The sequence below is a fragment of the Vibrio sp. SCSIO 43009 genome, from assembly GCF_023716525.1.
GTDB lineage: Bacteria > Pseudomonadota > Gammaproteobacteria > Enterobacterales > Vibrionaceae > Vibrio > Vibrio alginolyticus.
This window is the reverse complement of the sequence record NZ_CP071842.1, coordinates 2,164,052-2,182,685: the sequence shown is the minus strand read 5'-3', so window position 1 is coordinate 2,182,685 and position 18,634 is coordinate 2,164,052. Positions and strand designations below refer to the sequence as shown.

The window sequence follows — 18,634 nt, the reverse complement described above, 5'->3', positions numbered from 1 at the left end:
CATGACACGTTATTTTTCTGACTTAGTTGAACAATCAGTATCAAGAGCAAAAGAATCAACATTGAGTGTGTTGGGGATTACTAATCCAGAATTAAGAGAACATTTAAGTCAGTTGATGGAAGAAAACTGCGGTGAACAAAACGCTTTTCTTGCTCCACCTTTGTTTGAACACACATTTGGTTGGGAGTCTGCTGAACCTAAGATTTCGGACTTAAAAGGTGATTTACTTTCGGACGCTGTCATTAATGCGCTGGATGATAAACAGAACGGCCGCTATCGATTTGAAGAAAAATTTCAACCATTTAAGCACCAATTAGAAGCCTGGAATACGTTACTTGATGATGAAGCTAAATCGGTTGTAGTTACCTCTGGTACGGGCTCTGGTAAAACTGAGTGTTTTATGGTTCCTGTTCTGGAAGATTTGTACCGTGAATATCGTCAGCTAAATACGCCTTTAGTTGGTGTAAGAGCGCTATTTTTGTACCCATTAAATGCATTGATTAATTCTCAGCAAGAGCGTTTAAATGCGTGGACTCAACACTTTGGTAAAGGTATTCGATACTGTCTTTACAATGGCAACACCGAAAACAGTGAAAAGAAAAAGCGTAAAGCTCAAGAGGAAAGACCTAATGAAGTGTTGACTCGAGAATTAATGCGTAAAGAGCCTGCACCAATCTTAGTTACGAATGGAACTATGCTTGAATACATGTTGGTGAGGCAAATCGATTCACCAATAATAGAAATTTCTAGAAAAGAGAAGTCATTACGTTGGATTGTGCTTGATGAAGCTCATACATATGTTGGTTCTCAAGCTGCAGAGTTATCTTTACAGCTTCGCCGAGTATTACAAGCATTTGGTGTTGAGGCAAAGAATGTTCGGTTTGTTGCAACGTCTGCAACTATTGCTGGCGATGAGGCTACTGAACAATTAAAACGCTATTTGTCTGATTTAGCGGGTGTTTCTCCGACTCAAATTAAGGTCATTGGTGGGAGACGAGTTATTCCGGAATTAGACTTTAGTGAAGAGAAAAATTTAACTTTAGAGGAGCTTGAATCCATTGAACCGTTAGGTGAAGAGGGACAGAAAGCTAAGAAAAATGATACCGATGTCTCGTTGAACAGATATGAAGCGCTTAAAGCTTCGCCTTATGCCCGTGTACTTCGAGATATTATAGTCAATAGTAAAGCACCTTTAACTCTTGATGAAATAAACACTCGTTCAGCTACACAGATGAATAAGTCGGTCGTTTCTCAAGGTGAATTACTGCGCTGGCTAGATTTAATGACGGGAACAAAGCCTAGCTCAAAATCTGAGGCGTTTCTTAAGTTAAGGGCTCATTTCTTTCAACGAATGACTAATGGTTTATGGAGTTGTATCAACAAAGATTGTGAATGTAAAAAAGGCACTCCTTTAGAGCATAGTTGGCCATTTGGGTACGTATACACGGCTAAACGACAAAAGTGTAACTGTAAGAGTAAAGCGCCGGTATTAGAGTTGAGTTTTTGCTTGGAGTGTAACGAACCCCATTTAATGGGTAGAGATAAAGGTGGAATTTTAACGCAATGGAATAGCAATAGTGGTGATGAGTTTTCCCTTCAACATGAATCAAATGATGAGGACGAGCCAGTTGTTCAAGAGTTAGATGTAAATGCTCGTTATCCTGAAATGTTTGCGGCAAAGGAAGACGATGAGTTATACACCAATATTAATATTAGTCCTGAAGGAAAGATTGGCTCATTGGATGCTAATGGATACCAGTTGGCGATGGATATCTCTCGTCAACATACGTGTAGTGGCTGTGGTTTTGATGGCTATAACGGTAGCTTACCGTTTAGAAGGGCTATGTTAGGGGCACCTTTTTATATAGCGAATGTCGTCCCTACGTTGCTTGAGTTTTGTCCGGATTTCGAGGGGCAAGGCCCTGAAGGTCCACAATCTTTGCCTGCTCGTGGCCGAAGACTAATTACATTTACAGACAGCCGCCAGGGTACAGCAAGGTTATCCGTTCGTATGCAGCAAGAAGCCGAACGCTCCAAGTTGAGAGGCTCTGTTGTTGAGATTTTACGAGAAAAGCAACTAGACCAGTCAGAAAGTATTAATCAGCCTTTAGATGGTGTGTCGGCTGCGGATTTGTTAGCACAGGCCAATGGATTACGTGCTTTAGGTATGGCACATATGGCCGATGAATTAGAGGCTAAAGCTAAAGCTATTGAGTCCGGCGCACCACAACTCCAGTTAGCTGCTATGAGTTGGAATGAAATGGTCACTGCGCTAGCGAAAAAGAGTGACTTTAAAGGCGCGATGATTCTCTACAATCAATATTTATCTCCAGAAGTATTTAAACATACTGACGGGAGCATGAAGCTCGCTGATATGCTTCTATTTAGGGAGTTTGCAAGGCGACCTAAAAGGCAAAACAATTCTGAAACACAGGGCCTTGTAAAGTTGAGTTATACAGGGCTAGAAAAGATAAAACTGTGTCCAGACCATTGGGAAAATAATGGATTTACGCTCGATGATTGGCGTGATTTTATAAAAGTATCACTTGATTTTTTTGTTCGTGAAAATAATTACCTTCGTTTAGAAGAAGGGGGCTGGCTTAAATGGGTAGGAAGCAAATTTGCATCCAAAACTCTTCGAAATCCGCTTTCGCAAGAGGGGGATGAAGGTCGTGTTAAAAAATGGCCTCAGATACGCTCAGGAAATTATAATCGATTAGCCAAATTACTGACCATAGCGTCGAATATCGATGTCAATACTGCTTATGGGAAAGATGTAATTAACCGATGGCTAGATGCGGCGTGGCATGAGTTAACTGATAATGCACGTATCCTTTCAGTCGATAATAACCAATTTGCGTTAGAGCGTGACAAAATTACTTTTTCATTTGTAGATAAAGTCTTTATTTGTCCTGTCACGAATAAATTAATTGATACAACGTTTAAAGGGTTTACTCCGTATTTACCTCGCAAAGTGGACGATGCAAAAAAATATCAATGTGCCACAATAGATTTTCCTAGTATATGGGAAATAGAGGCTAAGCAGCTTGATTATCAATACGGTCTAAACTCCGTACGCGAACAAGTTGAAAATGATCCTAAAGTAGCAGCTTTGAGATCTCATAACCTTTGGACCGATATAAATGATAGAGCGGTTGAAGGCGGGTTTTATTACCGTACCGCCGAGCACTCAGCACAGCAAAGTTCAGAACGTTTAAACCAGTACGAAGACATGTTTAAGGCAGGGAAAATTAACGTACTGAACTGTTCAACAACAATGGAGATGGGGGTTGATATCGGTGGTATTTCTGCGGTTGTAATGAACAACGTACCTCCACATCCTGCTAACTACTTGCAGCGAGCAGGTCGAGCTGGGCGTAGTAAAGAATCTAGAGCGATTTCATATACTTTATGCAAGGGAAATCCTCATGACCAACAAGTATTTAATAGCCCTAAATGGCCTTTTGTTACACAAATTCCAGCGCCATATGTCGCATTTAATTCAGAGCGTTTAGTTCAACGCCATGTTAACTCCTTACTTCTTTCAGTATTTTTGAGGCATTGTGTTGGTCGTACAGCGACTGAGAAAACATCATTGAACTTAGAGTGGTTTTATTTGCCTGAATCCAATTCGGTATGTGATGATTTTCTAGCTTGGTTGCAGAGCGATAGCCAACGTTGGGATAAAGATATAATTTCATTAGTTAGGGGTACAGTTCTTGCTGATATTCCGTCACATGTCCTTAGAGGACATGCGCTGGATGTTATCAAAGGTCTAAAAAATAAATGGTTTAACGAATATAACTATTTAGAAAATGAGTTATCTACAGCAGAGGCTGATACTCCATACGCTTACAGACTTAATGTGGAAAAATATCGACTTGGAAAAGAGTACTTGTTAAGAGAGTTAGCTTCGAAAGCTTTCTTACCTGGGTACGGTTTCCCTACGGATGTCGTCAATTTTGATAATAATAATATTGAAGACTTTATTCGTGAGAAAAAAGGTAAAGACCAGAAAAAAGATGAGAGAGAGGACAACGTATCGCGCTTCCGAGGGTTGCCAAGCCGTAACTTAGCTATTGCTATTCGTGAGTATGCTCCTGGTTCTGAAATTGTACTCGATGGTCGTGTATTCCGTTCTGGCGGTGTTGCTCTTCATTGGCATAATGTTTCAGGTTTAGGCAAAAATGAAGCTCAGAAATTTGACTTGGCATGGCGATGCGATTGCTGTGGGCAAACTGGTTACGAGACAGCAGTTACAGCTTCTGCGATAAACATAGTTTGTAGTAACCCTGAATGTAGTGCTCCCATTAAGCAGAAGCATATCAGGCAAGTCTTGCAACCAACTGGCTTTGCCACAGATTTTTATAATTCTCCTTCAAATGATATTTCAATGCAGAAATTTATTCCGGTAGAAGATGCTTGGGTATCAACGGGTAAAGCAAAGCCAATCAGCTTGCCTAATGAAAAAATGGGTGACATGATTTCGACTTCAGAGGGGACGGTTTTTAATCATACATCTGGAGAGAATGGCAAAGGTTATGCGCTTTGCATGACTTGTGGTCGAGCTGAGTCACTTGATAAGAATGGTGATTATCCTAATGCGTTAAATCCGAGTAAAGCACATCGACCACTAAAAGCCGTAAAAAAAGATAAGTATGGTGATAAAACTGTAGATTGTGATGGATCCGGAACTTTGATGAAAGGGATTCATCTGGGCAGCCATTCAAAAACAGATGTATTTGAACTTGTCTTAAAACATCCTGTTCGCAATGAATATATCTCAGATGACAGCGATGGTAGAGTAATTGCGACAACGCTTGCAGTTGCTCTCAGATCTGCGTTGGCGAATGAGTTGGGCATTGCTACATCTGAACTTGGATACTCTGTTCGACCTGCGATAGTTAGTGGCAGCGCCCCTGCTATGGTTGTTCAAATTTATGATGTTATTGCTGGTGGTGCTGGCTTTGCTAGTTCAGCTAACTATCATATTCAAAGTTTATTGACCGAAATGGTGGAAAACCTAAGCTGCGATAAATGCGTTAATGGTTGTAGTGATTGTCTGTTGGACTCAGATACGCGACATGATGTTGACTTGATTGATAGCGAGCCTGCTAGAGATTGGTTAGGTTCGGACTTTTTGTTGTTTAATACTGTACCTGAAGGATTGAAGCAATTTTCTGGTGGCAAATATCAACCAGCATCCGTATCAGCAGTTATAAGAAATCAGATAAATCACGGCGCTCGAAACTTAACTGTTTGGCTGAATGAAGATGAATCTGAGTGGGATTTGACACACCCTAATTTCAAACGCTCTTTAATTACCTATATAACTTCAGATAATCTTGATGTGACTATTGTCCTGCCTAAAGAACCTATAGACCAAGATACTAAAGAAGAAATTTGGATTCTTCAGAAACTAGGAGCTCGGGTAGCAGTAGGGACAAATAGCAATTCACAAATAGCAGCTCAGTTCAGGAATGAATCAGAAGTTGTTACTATTGCATGTTCTGAGAGTCGTAATACTTGTCCAGGTGTCGATTGGCATTGTGCAGATGGAATCGTAATTTTATCTAAAGATGAACCATCACAAGATATCACAGAAATTAATATCTCTTATGAAAGCCAAGAGAGTAAGAAAGCTAATTCTCTAAATGATACTTTAGAAGTTGTCGATGAATTTAATGGAAAGCTAAATTGCTTCGGTTCTGCATTTTGGAAGACTATTTTTGAGTCCAAACCGGAACTCATTAAGTTCCTTTCTTCAGAGCAAATTGAATCAGTGAAGTATAGCGATCGTTATATTCAAAGCCCATCTTCAATGCTGATGCTCACTCAGTTAATCGCCTTTATTTGTAATGGTCGCCAGTCGATAAACTCTGTCGTGATTGAAACTCTTTATCATGAAAAACAGACAATGGGCAGTTTGCTACATCATGACTGGCAAGATCATGATGAGTTCATTGAAGCTTATAAAACATGGATCGAACTTAAGGCATCAATCCGGCCACAAGTTATTTGCCATGAAAAACGAAGCGACATAGCTCATAGAAGATTGTTGACACTTAAATTAGCTTCAGGAAAAGAACTTATCTTTAAGTTTGACCAAGGGGTTGGCTATTGGCAGATTAGGGAGGAAAACTCTAGGTTTTCTACTGTTAAATATAATTTCCATTCCGATCTAGGGCCACAGCTCTCAGCCTTACAAGCAATCGAAGACAAGTTATTAGTGAAAAATAGCGAGGCCTGGTCTACGGATATTAGTTTTCAGGTTAGATAACAAAGTTCCGATATAGCGTAGAGCCCTAAAGGTTTGTTTACTTAGGGCTTATACGGGATAACCAGCCCAGGGGCGTTCGTTCAGTTGTTGCAAATAATGCTAACTGTGATCACCAAGTAAATCTACCAACCGACTTTGTGGTTCGCCTCTCAAGTTTTTACCTCATTAAACTCGTTCAAAATCTCCCTAAGTTAAATGGACAATGGGATTGAGAGTCGCCTTTTGTGATTACCAAAGAATGTCAATTCAAGGAACGAAAAACCTTCAGGTCGGTAATGAAAAACGTTAAAAACCGGAGATAGAACTATAGACGGCTAAAGTGTCTATACGAAATACGTTCAATCTAAGTACGTTTATCGGTCATTCGCAACTGCCCACAAGCACAGACAGTTCAAATAAAAACCACAACAGGATTTCGATGAAAAATAGTTAGGCGTAACAATTTTTGCCTCAAGACGAGGCGTTTTTCCGTCCTAATGGTCAATAAGGAGTGTGAAATAGAGTTTGCTCCGTAAGCGCCTCATAACCCCCACATTCTAATCAATATCGGTACGTCCTAAGATCAAATCTCCCAACCTCAAGGAGATCTGAAATGGCAAAACGGCGTACCGACCAAGAATGGAAAAACCTGTTCGAGCAATACGAATCCAGTCAGCTATCCCAACGCGTGTTCTGCGAGCGCCATGGCCTGAGTGTTTCGACCTTCTACGCAAAACGTCAACAGTTGCAGTGCTCTGGGCCATCTCAAACAGGTGGCTTCATCAAAGCCGAAGTCGTTGAAAAAACGACACGCTACCAGATGGCTCACACTCCCGTTGCCAACATGACACTGTTCATTAATGACGTTGAACTCAGCATTCCTCAGGGAACACCTGCGGCCTACTTAGCCGAATTAATCGGAGCGCTGTCATGAAGAGAATGCTGAGCGCTCCGAATGTTTACCTGTATCGGGAGTTCGTGGATTTTAGAAAGTCCATCAATGGCCTGGCGGCGATTATTGAATCCGAAACCGATTTACCGTTAGGAAGCGGTGCTTTGTTCCTGTTCACCAATAAACAGCGCGACAAAATCAAAGTGTTGTATTGGGACAAAACGGGCTTCGCTCTTTGGTATAAGCGGCTGGAAAAAGCTAAATTCAAATGGCCAACTCAAGAGAAAAAACACGTGTATACCCTGACTCAATTTGACTTAGACCGACTGTTATCTGGCTTCACCATAATCGGCCATAAGCCGATAAAAATAGACAATTTTACAATGAGTTGAACCCGATAAAAGTCAGTTCTACCAAGCCTTAGCATGGTGTTTTTAGTATAATAAATGCCATGAAAAAGACGCCCGATATTAACCCAGAAAGCCAAGACATCACCGAGCTTCAAGCTATGGTGAAAGCCTTAATGTCTGAACAAAAAGGCTGGCAAGAAAAGGAAGCGCAATGGCAACAAGAGCGCCAATCCTTAATAGAGCAGTTTAAGCTCGCTCTTGACCGCCAGTTCGCCAAACGCTCGGAAGCGTTAAAACCTTATAATGAAGCACAGGGTGACCTCTTCAATGAAGCGGAATGCGAAGCCGCTAAAGCAGAAGCGGAAGTCGTCACTACAACGACCACCACAAAACGCCGTGGTAAACGTCAACCACTGCCTAAAGACTTGCCGCGTGAAACTCTCGTGCTCGACCTTGATGAGCACGATAAGCAATGCCCGTGCTGCCAGCATACTCTCCACAAAATCGGTGAAGACCGTAGCGAAAAGCTGGAGTTCACACCTGCGGTATTAAAAGTGTTAGAGGTTATCCGCCCTAAGTACGCTTGCCGTCAGTGTGAACAATCCTCTGAGACAAGCCGTATTCACCAACAACCTGCACCAGAGAGCATCATCCCGAAAAGCTTCGCCACCGAAAGCCTGCTTGCTAACATTGTTCTGGGGAAATATCAGTATGCACTGCCGCTGTATCGTCAGGAAACCTTGTTCACACAGTCGGGCATCGAGTTGTCGAGAACCACGATGGCAAGATGGGTGATACAGGTGAGCGAGAAGTTCAAACCACTGTATCAGGCACTGAAAACGCATTTACTTGAGCAAGTCGTGGTTCAAGCCGATGAAACACCGCTCAATGTGCTTAAGGAAGACAAGCAATGTTACATGTGGCTGTACTGCTCGGGCGCCGACTCCCCCGAAGCCACACTTCCTGGTATGAAAAACATCGTCTTGTTCGACTATCAAAACAGTCGCGCGAGAGCCTGTCCTGTGGGCTTCTTGGGTGACTACTCTGGCTATCTGCAAAGTGATGGCTACGGTGTGTATGACGGATTAACGAAAGTCACCAATGTCGGTTGCTTCGCTCACGCACGTCGTAAGTTCATGGAGGCGAAAAAGCTTCAGGGTAAAGGTAAATCGGGGAAAGCAGATGTAGCGTTAGCGAAAATCCAAAAGCTGTATGCACTTGAATCTCGATTAAAACTCGCTTCGGCTGAAGAGCGTTGGTCTGAAAGACAATCTAGTGCCAACCCCATGCTGGATGACCTCTACGACTGGTTAACCTCGCAGAAAGTCATCGAATCGAGTCCTCTTGGAAAAGCCATCAAGTACACCCTGGGTCAGTGGCCGAAGTTGATACGTTATGTCGAAGATGGGCATTTATCTATCGACAACAACCGAGCGGAACGCGCAATTAAGTCACTGGTTATTGGCAGAAAAAATTGGCTCTTCGCCAATAATCCCAATGGTGCTGATGCCAGTGCGTTACTATACAGCATCATCGAGACAGCAAAAGCTAACGGGCTAATACTCTACGATTACATGGTGAAATGTATGAAAGAGTTGGCAAAGTCCGAGCCTGATATCGACTCACTTCTTCCCTGGAACTTCTCACACTGAAACTAAAACGCCCCGTGGGATCATGGGGCGCTTACTTTGCTCCTTTCTCATTGGTACAGGTACTCAATGTAATCACGAGCAACTCACGTCAGTATCGGTGGGTTTAATTTCTAGAGTTAGACCCACCGATTTTTTATTTCAAGCTTCTACGCCGATTACGTCTGTATTAGCGTCTGTTCTTAGGCTACCGTCCCCTCTGAGCCTATATTCCATCCTCTCGTTGTCGCTCATTTTTCTTGGTTCAACATATTCCAATTCTGCTCATCGTTGTCTTACTCCAGATGCAAACGCAATAGTGTTTATATTCTGAGCACACCCGCTATCAAAGGAGAATTTACATGATGAAGAAATTATCTCTCACCTCAGGCTCGATGTTCTCGCCAATTGGCAAGGCATCACAAGATATGCTTTCAGAGATCCTAAAGTCGAGAGGGAGGTGACAGTGATACACAGATGCACAGAAATGCATCACCGCTTCGTCTAATTTAAGTTAAGAAATTAGACGAAGCCACAAACTTTAACCCTGGCCAGGACTGGTAAGGGGTGCTGAACAAAATCTAAAGAAGTGAATGGAAGTTCAAGCGTTATTCGGTGATTGAGAGCGACAATAGGCGACATAAGTCTGGCGCTATTATCCCAATGCCCACTCAATACATAACGTCACTACGCACAAAAAAAACACATAGCCCCCTGGTGGAGGATGCAATAAGCCCAAATGCAGCTGTCGACTGCGCCACCAGTCAGAACGAGGATGCAACACGCCCAACTGATCCACAAAAGGTGGAAAGCGTTCTATAAGTGAAGGTGAGGATGCAATAAGCCCATGTTGACCTCTGGAAGAGGGAACACCTTGACTCCCACGACGTCATCATTTATCGAAACAGCATGTGTGCTGCGCAATTGCTATGTACCAATCTATTAATCAATGACTTTGTGACTTTATTTCAATTGGTTACAAGTTTAATTAAAAATAAACATTAACACTTAGTCTTAATTCCGCGCTTTGCACTACTTCGTTGACGGACGTGATCGTCATGTAGTGTGAATATAGGAATTATGATGGTAACAAAAAGAAAAGAGTCAGTGCCCAAAAGAGCAGGCGGTTTTTTAGTCAAATTATTTGGGGGTGACCATGAACCGCGATACTAAAAAACAAATTTTGACCGTAATGGCGCCGTATCACAAGCGGGGGATACCATTTAGGCGCAAACAAATGAAGCGCCTGCTTGCGATACTCGATGACATTTTTATACATGAACCTTATCTCGGCGAACGACTACAGAAAGTCGGCAAGCGTCAAATCATCGGGTATTGGCAGCGCACCCGTTGTGAAACCGCGCAAGTGAGGGCAGAAAAGTACGCCATTTTAAAATTGTTTTTCGAAACGGCGCAGTTAACCGGGCGTGTTCCCAGACCCAAATGATGGGTTTGGGATGTTGAGTGGATAAGGACTCTCTTCAACTTGGACAACACAGCGATAGTTGTCGCAATGACACTATTTATCGGCTGGTTTTTCCTAGTGTGTCATTTTTATCATTAAACAGTGTTTTTGATGCTTTATAAGTAACTGAAATATATAGTTTTGTGTTAACTTGTGGGAGAAGGCAAGTCTGATTTAATGGTTAGTGAGTAATTCATATAAGGATATTGCTATGACCATGTTTACATCACGTACCATCAACTTCTTCAATTTAATGAAACGTCTGGGGCAGGTATTGCTCCTGTTTGTTTTAGGCGCTTGCCTGTTAATACTCAGTACATTGCTGGTTTCCGTTTCTGGCCAGTGGGGATGGCTGGCGTTTGGGATTTTGGTCAGTACTCTGCCGTTCATCGGCTTTTATCTCGCCGGTTTTTTGCTTGCGCCAAAACGTTTTTATCAGGCCCAAATGTGGAAAAATCAATCCTCATCGCTGCGTTGGGGCGTTGTCATTGTGTGCGCAGTGAGTAGTTATCTTTCAATGGGTGAGTTAAACAGCGTGGCTGATATTTCTACTGTAGAACAACCCATGCCTCTGCTCGAACAGTTACTGATCACAGTCGGTGCTGTGATTTTGCTGACGGGTGTCTATATGCCGTTAAGAGCGATAACACTGTTCCGTTGTCTTGGAATGGGCAGGACAAACGCTATCGGTGAAATCTTTGACGAACACAATAAAGACACGTATTCCTCGTTGGCGATGCCGCCACTGCCGATGAGTATCATGATGTTAGTGATGATGTGTTACTCACTGACTGCTTTGAGTACTTCGAATGCGCCAGAAGGGGCTAACTACCTGCTTTTCTTCCTGCTAGAAATTACCGCTGCTTTAGACATTGCGTACGTCTATCGAAACCGTACAAAGGGTGGCCCTCATTTTCACCTTAAAGACCCTGCAGCCCCACAGGCATGAACGCCTGAATAGTTTCTGAACTCGAGTGCGTGGACAGTTCCTCCTCGCACTCGTTAGCGTCTTAAAAAGGCAGGAGGGCATCATGCTTTTGGTACTCCGTATAGGGTTGACTCTCTATTGTTTTCTCACCGTGGGCAGCGTGTCGGAATGGTTGGCCATCTCACTCAGTGGCGTGCTGACGGCGCTGATTTCGCTTTTCATCATTGTGCCCAGTTTTAAGCTGTCATTTTGGCGAACTCTCCAGCAACTGACTTGCAGTCGGCTTGTGCTGACTGGCATCAGTGCATTTGTCATCGCAACGTTTGTTTATGGGCAACTGACACTCTTAGTCGAACTCAACCAACCTCTGCTAAAGGGGCTTCATCGTCCAGATTTTCCGGGTTATTGGGCCGCCGCCCGGGCCTACGATACCTTTTTCGTTTGGGTTGGATTGTTCCTGGTCTTAACTATTTTGCTGGAAGAGTGGCGGGTGCTGTTTTCCCGCCCGCCAACGTTTAACTGGTACTACTTACAGGGTGTGTCGGTGACGTTGGCGTTTGCCGTTGTGGCGTGCGATGAATACCTCGGGTCAGCCACACAAGCCTGGCTGAGTGCGGTGGTCTCTTATGTCGTCATTGTTTTATTCCATATTGGCGGTTTTACGTTTGACCAGAAACAACCGAAACGAAACACACGCTGGCTGGTTTAAGCCATTCGGTTTTTAACAAGAGGGACAGAATATGACTACGGACAGAAAAGAGACAGAAGTGCAACCAATCAAGCCAGGCATCGAAATAATGGCGATTACGATACTCACGATACTGACGGTTATTTTCCTGTTAGCGAACCACATATCTGAATCAACCTTTCAGGCTCGCTGCCGGGGTTATGAAGAGAGTATTGAAAAGTCACTGAAACAAACGATGGCCGGTGAGGATGAACTTCATTTAATTCAAACCAACTTCCAGCAATACAAAAAAGATTGCAGTGCGCATTAACAGGGTGTTCGGGCTGACATGAGCGAAGGTTAAACACAACAGAAGGGGAGTTCACATGACAGAAGAAGAGAAAGCGGAAGTGAAGAAACTCATCAACGAGCAAAACAAGGCTATAGACCAACGTATTGAATCACAGGAGAGAAAACTCGATGCGCTGCTTAACCGAGCACCATGGTGGCACTGCTTTTTTAACGAGACTCTCGATGTGATTTTGGCCACGCTCTGCAAAGGCATCATTTTGGGAATACTGGTGTTCTACCTGCTGATCAACCCAATTATTTCAGGTTAAAGACGTGGGCAGTAAGATAAACCTCGTATTTCCTGCCTGGAAAAGAGGCTATTCGGCAAACGATGAGAGCGACCAAAGTGTCGATAAGGATAGCAAATGGGACAGGGTGTAACTTTAAATCGCAGCGTCTATCTGGGCCTGATAGTGTTGATACTGTTTGGTTGTAAAGTGGAGGTCTTAAATAGCGATTATTTATGCTTCAATGCAGATAACCAATACATTGATGGCAGTACAGGAACGTCGGCGGTATTCCGGGTCGACAGCTGGCAAGGTACCCAGATAGGTTACAGTGCAAACGGGGGACTGGTTCTGCATAGTGAATGTGCTGCTGCCCTTACCATCAGGGATGATGGTTCAACCACCTATACCTGGTTTGAATATGGCCATGAAGTTGAGTACGACAGTATTCAATCCCTGCGCTTTTTTACCGCGAATCAACGCATCAACCTCCACGCACGCAGAAACATCAGACCAGGGATACCAACAGAGGAGTTCTCGGAGCGAAGCTTTGATTATAACAGTCGACCACAGCGCACGCGGACGGTGTTTTATGGCGAATTTCCGTATTCAGAAATCGATGTTCGTGACCACTATGACCAGGGGGCAATTCGACAAGTCTCAGCTTCAATTGGTTCAGCGTCGAAAGTCTATCGATGGAACGATAATACCGATCAATTTGATTGTCTGTATACGTCGCACACTGATACGGCATTTGATATTGGGTGTCAAAATGAAGCGAGTTTAGACCATAAATTTCTTGGCTTAAGAACGCCGCTTGAGGATTATTTTCAGTCACTGTCCGAACCATTTCTGTATGAAACGGAGGAAGCTCAAATCCAACGTCATATCGACCGCTATTAATCAAAATTCATCTCAGACTATACGATATCCTCGTTCTGACAGGTGATGTCTGCGCTCATGTTGCTCCCAAATAGTGACTTAACGCCATTGTTTGTTGTGTTATTTACCTTACTTCCTTCTGGAAACAGGAGTAAGTCATGAGAAAGAGAAATTACGTTGGTCATCTGGCGAAGGCCCCAAGAGACTTTAATAAGCCTAATTTCAATCTGGGGTCGAGAGACATGGTTAAAGCGCTGATTAATGCCAGTTTTGAAAATCAGGGCGGCATGGTCACCAACACTCACAGAGCCAGGTTGCCGGCTTTGAAGCACTTTATCTCTTTCATCAAAACCAATACGCCTGTCAAACGGTTAAACGAGATAGAAAAGCAGCATGTGGTTAGCTTTGGCGAGTTCCTGAAAAACAACTCAGACGAAGAGTTGTTGTCTACAGCGACCGCGCGCGACTATCTTTCTCATGTCAATAGAGCGCTTGCACAAGCAAGAGGGGATGAAGCGTGTGTTGTGAACGCGACACGGGATTTGGGTTTTACTCCAAAATCTGGCATTGCTACCGTTGATGGCTCCGTCAAAGAGGCACTTCATGAAAAAGTGCTTCCACAGGTCACCCCTGAAGTCGGCTTTGTGATGCAATTGCAGCGTACTTTTGGTGTCAGGTTCAGGGAAGGTGCGCTTTTAGATGCGTCGAGAGTTTTAGAAGAGCTACACAGAGGACGGGTACCGATGTTGCCACGTGGCACGAAAGGTGGTCAGCCAAGGCCTTTACTAGTGGATTCGGAAGAAAAGTACCGGTTGCTGGTCAGAGTGGCGACATTCCAGCAGTCCCTTGGGCAGGATTCACTTATCCCTTCTCACTTGTCCTTTAAAGCTTTTCAGAGCGACGCGTGGCGACAAACCAAGCAAGCAGATACCTCTTACCTGAGCCACGGCGAACGCAAGCACTTTGCTTGTGAGACTTACTATCAGCTTATGGGCGTCCGGTGCCCGGTTCAGGCCAATGTGGCACATGGAAAAAAGCACCATCAGTACATTGCGAGTACGCTTAACATCAGCGAAGCAGAAGCGAAACAACGTGATTATGAAGTTCGACTGAAGATATCCAAGCTACTTGGCCACCATCGAGTGAGTATAACCAATGCTTACTTGGGATAGGGAAGTAGCTGTCGTAAATCCGAGATATACGACAGAATCGCTCGGTGATCACACGCTGCTCTGAAGTTTCATAAGTCAGAATTGGACATAACTGTTTTACGGTTTCTGCTAAATTAGCCGTTAATGAATTATCATAAGTATCGAAATTCCTTTTAACTCACAGCATATTATTGATATTGCAACTCACCACTTTCACTTCATTTGGAAGTTAAGGTAGTAGAAAGAGTTGGCGTTAGACACAAATTGCTGAAATCTGGAAATTAAAGCGTGCTACCGTGGAGAGAGCCTTGATAAATTATAATTGGATATCCAATTGTCGTCCTCCCAGATAGATCTTCACAATCTGTATCAATACAAGCGGCTCTGAATAGATATATTGCCTTTATTAGCTGCGCAGGTCCGACTTTAGCACCTATTGATGCTAGAGAACCAATTGGGTCTAATGCAAAACTCCGAGCTACAGAATCTTGTTCAAAAAGTTTATTTAAAGGCTCATGAATAGAAGTTTGTTTCAACCAATTTAGTTCGCTTGCAAGCAAGTAGATACTACTATAACCAGACATAACTTTTGGATGATCGACATCTCCTCCAAAATCTTCAATTAAGAACAATGTCCCTAGCGGTAGGCCATCGTGCATTACTTGCTGCTGTTCTGAACCTAAAGCGACCCATATGTTGAGTGTAAGATCACTTTCACGAATTACGGCTCTCCTAGCACAAACATACTCGAATATAAAAGGCTTCTCATCTTCGTTATCATTGAAATAAGGCCGCTCACAAGAAACTAACTTTCTTTCTTTAATATACTCAATAAACTTCTGATTTTTTTCATGATTTGTAGGTGCCCTTCCAGTGCGAGACTGCGTACCTTCCACCTTTGGCCCAGAAATGCCTAAAGCTACCTTCCACACAGGTACTTTGTCATATACAACAGGTAATGATATTTGCTCATAATAACGATCTAGTCTCGGTATATCGATGTACAAATATTCGATCATATTCAACTCCTGATAGAGAATCATACATAGTGAGTCGTACTTATCACTATATGGATAATCTCTGCACTTTCACGTAGCGACAAACTTTTTTCAGTACAATATAGTCAAAATTTCCAAGGTTCACGAAACTGAAGCTTTCCCGGTCTAGTGGACACGGTACATTTATCAGAAAAACTTGATCAAATGACGGATTGGTAAATTGATACATCAATCGGCTTAAACACAGAACGGGGTATAAACGTGCTAGCTGTGATCGAGCTGGCACGTCATTGGACAGAGCCTTCTTAGGGTAATCACTTAAATTAGAAAACTACGGATAACTTTTATAGTAATTATGTTGGGTGTTGATTTGTTTTCTACTCTCCCAAGTATTTGTCAGCTTTCTCCTGCCAGCCTTCAACGGAAGATTTCGTATCTTCAAAGACTTTGAGGAGGTCAACAGAGACAAAGAAGCCTACATCGCCTCCTGAGCGCCACGTAGCGCCTAATGAGTATTGGTTTTCGATATGAACCATAACTCCATGCCCAAAGTCTTGTGTGCCTGCCCTATCGCTGTACGTTGATATGGCAGAGATGCCACACGCTATGCCCCAAAAGCATTCCTCCCACCAGTTGATGCCGGCCCACTCTAGAGTCAGTGCTGCTTTAAATTGACTACCATCGTCTGCATCAGGTACATACTCCATCGCTGCCCAAGGATGTAGCCAGAAAAATTGTACAGATGGGGGCTCAGTGTAACTATCACTGCTCAGCTCCTTTCTAAGAAAAAAAGCAGTGGAGGCTTGTTCCCAGAAATACTGATAACGAGCATCACTGTGGTACTTCGCCCATCGTTTCTCAAGAGCTATAGCGGCCTTTGAAAATGCTAACGCCGTCTCTGACTTAAGCTGTTGACTCGAGCTATTAATGGCCGTTGTCCAGGTATTGAGATAAATGTCACACGCATTATTATTAACAGAGGTGCATTGAAGTTGTTTGGCGCACTGGGCATCTGCTTCAGGTTTAAGGGTGAAAACTGAAGTTTCAGCAGAGTCCGCGACAGCAAAAGTAATACTTCCCTTAGAGTCGTCCTCTTCATTGGGTGTGTAGTAGGCTTTGGGTACCGCCATTTTGTTCTCTCGGGCTTTGGTGAGAGTGATGGCTATGAACGTAGAAGCTTCATTGGTTAAGGTAGGTTCAGGTTTTTCCTCAGACTTTTCTATCATTAGAATTTCATCAAGTTCGCGTGAAGAGGTAATTAAACTGTCTCTCCAAATCGAATAGTTCTCTAAGAATCGTTCTTTGCTATATGCGCCATTATTGGACAGCCGCTTAGACAGTTTTGTAAGGTCATCCTGCATTTCAGCCCAATACTTATCATGTTTGATAGGCGAGCAGTTAGGGAGCTTCTCATTTGCAAATGTTAGGCAAGGGAGTAACGCTAGTGAGAGTAAAAGTGATCGTTTCATGAGAACTTCCTCCACTTTTTAGGGATGCTTCCGAGGAACTCCGAACCTACTTTGATGAGGTCGACGAAATCTGAGATAGAGTCAGCATTATCAACGAGGTCTATGATCTTCTGAGCTTCTTTGTTGAGGCTGGGTAATTCTGCGGTTGGTGGTTCGGTCGGGATGCCCGAGCCTGTTGGCATCGTAATTCGGAGGAATTTATGGCTGACACATGGATTGATGATGTACTCGTATAGGCTGTGTGGGTTGATGGTCTTGTAGAAGTCCTTAGTTTCAATGTCATCAACATAGGCTGCATGTGATTTGTTGCGATTCCATGCTTTGGGTGGTTCGAACGGGACGGCTTTGCCGATGATGTCATATTTGTGGCAAACGTTGAAATACTTGAGTGTGCAGCCTGTGTTATCAGCCTTTGGTCTCACAATGGACTTGTGTGGGTTAACATTAGTTTTTAGTGGATTGTAGTCGTAAAAGAGTTGGGAGGTGTTGGCGAACATCCAGATGCTGTCCAACTTATGGATATTAGGAAAGAGTCTAGTTTGGATAAAGGATTTCTTGTCCGCATTTTTATTGTCAGCATCGAACTGGTTTTTGATACCTGTGCCATACGCTTTTGCAAGGGTGTCGTGGGCGCCAGCGGTACCCATCGAGTGGGTTATTACATGGATTTTTCTAGAGGGATTAAAGCCTATTTTTTCGCTCAATTTGCCGATAATTCGAGCTCGAACTTCGGTGGTTCTCACACCAGCGTAGAAGAGGATGTCAAGGATGTGGGTGTTGAAGGTATTATCTTCAGATACTTTGGCCAACTTATCGAACAGGTCTGTGCCACCTAAATTACTGTCTTTGATAATGTCCAGAATAGCGTTGCTGTTATCCGCGATCTTTTTACGTTCCTTTTCGAATATATCGTCATAGACAACGGGGATAACGTCCACATAGTCTTCGTACTTCATCCCTTTCAGGTCGTCATACCGACCAAGCGCTTCATTGGCCGCATCTATAACGGTTTTTTTGAGGTTTGCCTCAGTGTGCTCTCCAATTCCATGTACAACCAAAACAATCGATTTGCTCATAAAAACATCCTTATTGTTCAGTACTTGACCAAGATAGAGTAGAACATGCCTAAGGCATTTGCCTTGCGTGGCGCGTATTTTCATGAAGGTCATCGGGTAATAACATCGATCACAAGGCATAGAACAAAAGTGGAAGATGCGAAGAGAAATGCTCACCCCGAAATATATAACCAAGTGTTTAGATATACCTAAAGTAAAGTGCTAACGGCTAACTTTTGGACACTTCCATGAAATCACAGACCATCACCAAGGCGCTAAAGTAACTTACTGCCTCTTTGAGGTGCTGTTCGG

The 18,634-nt window shown here is 43.3% G+C and carries 15 protein-coding genes; 12 read left to right on the top strand and 3 right to left on the bottom strand.

Annotated features, from left to right (window positions below; translation table 11 throughout):
• Window position 1 precedes the first annotated feature (1 nt).
• From J4N43_RS10150 to J4N43_RS10100, 11 genes are all read left to right on the top strand, one after another.
• Entirely contained in the window at window positions 2-6,280 is a 6,279-nt protein-coding gene (locus J4N43_RS10150) for a DEAD/DEAH box helicase (protein ID WP_182016314.1), read from the top strand.
• A 592-nt stretch (window positions 6,281-6,872) separates the two neighbouring features.
• On the top strand, window positions 6,873-7,193 hold the full coding sequence (gene tnpA / locus J4N43_RS10145; RefSeq protein WP_154114842.1) for an IS66 family insertion sequence element accessory protein TnpA: 321 nt from the start codon (window positions 6,873-6,875) through the stop codon (window positions 7,191-7,193).
• A complete protein-coding gene (gene tnpB / locus J4N43_RS10140; protein WP_182016315.1) occupies window positions 7,190-7,543 on the top strand; it encodes an IS66 family insertion sequence element accessory protein TnpB in 354 nt (117 codons plus the stop codon). Before tnpA ends, tnpB begins: the two co-directional genes overlap by 4 nt.
• 59 nt (window positions 7,544-7,602) lie before the next feature.
• Window positions 7,603-9,153 (top strand): IS66 family transposase, encoded by a 1,551-nt coding sequence (tnpC, locus tag J4N43_RS10135; protein WP_182016316.1) that lies wholly within the window; start codon window positions 7,603-7,605, stop codon window positions 9,151-9,153.
• 1,132 nt (window positions 9,154-10,285) lie between these two features.
• Window positions 10,286-10,576: a hypothetical protein gene (locus J4N43_RS10130; protein WP_182016317.1), complete on the top strand. Its 291-nt coding sequence runs from the start codon at window positions 10,286-10,288 to the stop codon at window positions 10,574-10,576.
• Between the two features lie 229 nt (window positions 10,577-10,805).
• Window positions 10,806-11,543: a hypothetical protein gene (locus tag J4N43_RS10125; RefSeq protein WP_182016318.1), complete on the top strand. Its 738-nt coding sequence runs from the start codon at window positions 10,806-10,808 to the stop codon at window positions 11,541-11,543.
• An 82-nt stretch (window positions 11,544-11,625) separates the two neighbouring features.
• Window positions 11,626-12,231, top strand: a complete 606-nt coding sequence (locus J4N43_RS10120) for a hypothetical protein (protein ID WP_182016319.1) — start codon at window positions 11,626-11,628, stop codon at window positions 12,229-12,231.
• A gap of 31 nt (window positions 12,232-12,262) precedes the next feature.
• Complete coding sequence (locus J4N43_RS10115) at window positions 12,263-12,520, top strand: hypothetical protein (RefSeq protein ID WP_065767193.1); 258 nt, start codon at window positions 12,263-12,265, stop codon at window positions 12,518-12,520.
• A gap of 55 nt (window positions 12,521-12,575) precedes the next feature.
• Complete coding sequence (locus J4N43_RS10110) at window positions 12,576-12,809, top strand: hypothetical protein (protein ID WP_053349474.1); 234 nt, start codon at window positions 12,576-12,578, stop codon at window positions 12,807-12,809.
• Window positions 12,810-12,905: 96 nt separating this feature from the next.
• On the top strand, window positions 12,906-13,670 hold the full coding sequence (locus J4N43_RS10105) for a hypothetical protein (RefSeq protein ID WP_182016320.1): 765 nt from the start codon (window positions 12,906-12,908) through the stop codon (window positions 13,668-13,670).
• 137 nt (window positions 13,671-13,807) lie between these two features.
• A complete protein-coding gene (locus J4N43_RS10100) occupies window positions 13,808-14,821 on the top strand; it encodes a phage integrase SAM-like domain-containing protein (protein ID WP_182016321.1) in 1,014 nt (337 codons plus the stop codon).
• A gap of 260 nt (window positions 14,822-15,081) precedes the next feature.
• Here J4N43_RS10100 and J4N43_RS10095 read toward each other — a convergent pair whose 3' ends face one another.
• The 3 genes from J4N43_RS10095 to J4N43_RS10085 form a co-directional block, all read right to left on the bottom strand.
• Window positions 15,082-15,819 carry a hypothetical protein gene (locus tag J4N43_RS10095; protein WP_182016322.1) on the bottom strand — a complete coding sequence of 246 codons (738 nt, stop codon included), beginning with the start codon at window positions 15,817-15,819 and terminating at the stop codon, window positions 15,082-15,084.
• Between the two features lie 356 nt (window positions 15,820-16,175).
• Window positions 16,176-17,267: a hypothetical protein gene (locus tag J4N43_RS10090; protein ID WP_182016323.1), complete on the bottom strand. Its 1,092-nt coding sequence runs from the start codon at window positions 17,265-17,267 to the stop codon at window positions 16,176-16,178.
• Complete coding sequence (locus tag J4N43_RS10085; protein WP_182016324.1) at window positions 17,264-18,343, bottom strand: hypothetical protein; 1,080 nt, start codon at window positions 18,341-18,343, stop codon at window positions 17,264-17,266. Before J4N43_RS10085 ends, J4N43_RS10090 begins: the two co-directional genes overlap by 4 nt.
• Window positions 18,344-18,461: 118 nt before the next feature.
• Here J4N43_RS10085 and J4N43_RS10080 point away from each other — a divergent pair, with 118 nt between their 5' ends.
• Window positions 18,462-18,548 (top strand): DUF4113 domain-containing protein, encoded by an 87-nt coding sequence (locus J4N43_RS10080; RefSeq protein ID WP_374987411.1) that lies wholly within the window; start codon window positions 18,462-18,464, stop codon window positions 18,546-18,548.
• Window positions 18,549-18,634 lie beyond the last annotated feature (86 nt).

Coding starts and splice junctions, on each gene's coding strand:
- J4N43_RS10150 (WP_182016314.1), top strand. CDS start 2: ATGACACGTTATTTTTCTGACTTAGTTGAACAATCAGTATCAAGAGCA.
- tnpA (WP_154114842.1), top strand. CDS start 6,873: ATGGCAAAACGGCGTACCGACCAAGAATGGAAAAACCTGTTCGAGCAA.
- tnpB (WP_182016315.1), top strand. CDS start 7,190: ATGAAGAGAATGCTGAGCGCTCCGAATGTTTACCTGTATCGGGAGTTC.
- tnpC (WP_182016316.1), top strand. CDS start 7,603: ATGAAAAAGACGCCCGATATTAACCCAGAAAGCCAAGACATCACCGAG.
- J4N43_RS10130 (WP_182016317.1), top strand. CDS start 10,286: ATGAACCGCGATACTAAAAAACAAATTTTGACCGTAATGGCGCCGTAT.
- J4N43_RS10125 (WP_182016318.1), top strand. CDS start 10,806: ATGACCATGTTTACATCACGTACCATCAACTTCTTCAATTTAATGAAA.
- J4N43_RS10120 (WP_182016319.1), top strand. CDS start 11,626: ATGCTTTTGGTACTCCGTATAGGGTTGACTCTCTATTGTTTTCTCACC.
- J4N43_RS10115 (WP_065767193.1), top strand. CDS start 12,263: ATGACTACGGACAGAAAAGAGACAGAAGTGCAACCAATCAAGCCAGGC.
- J4N43_RS10110 (WP_053349474.1), top strand. CDS start 12,576: ATGACAGAAGAAGAGAAAGCGGAAGTGAAGAAACTCATCAACGAGCAA.
- J4N43_RS10105 (WP_182016320.1), top strand. CDS start 12,906: ATGGGACAGGGTGTAACTTTAAATCGCAGCGTCTATCTGGGCCTGATA.
- J4N43_RS10100 (WP_182016321.1), top strand. CDS start 13,808: ATGAGAAAGAGAAATTACGTTGGTCATCTGGCGAAGGCCCCAAGAGAC.
- J4N43_RS10095 (WP_182016322.1), bottom strand. CDS start 15,819: ATGATCGAATATTTGTACATCGATATACCGAGACTAGATCGTTATTAT.
- J4N43_RS10090 (WP_182016323.1), bottom strand. CDS start 17,267: ATGAAACGATCACTTTTACTCTCACTAGCGTTACTCCCTTGCCTAACA.
- J4N43_RS10085 (WP_182016324.1), bottom strand. CDS start 18,343: ATGAGCAAATCGATTGTTTTGGTTGTACATGGAATTGGAGAGCACACT.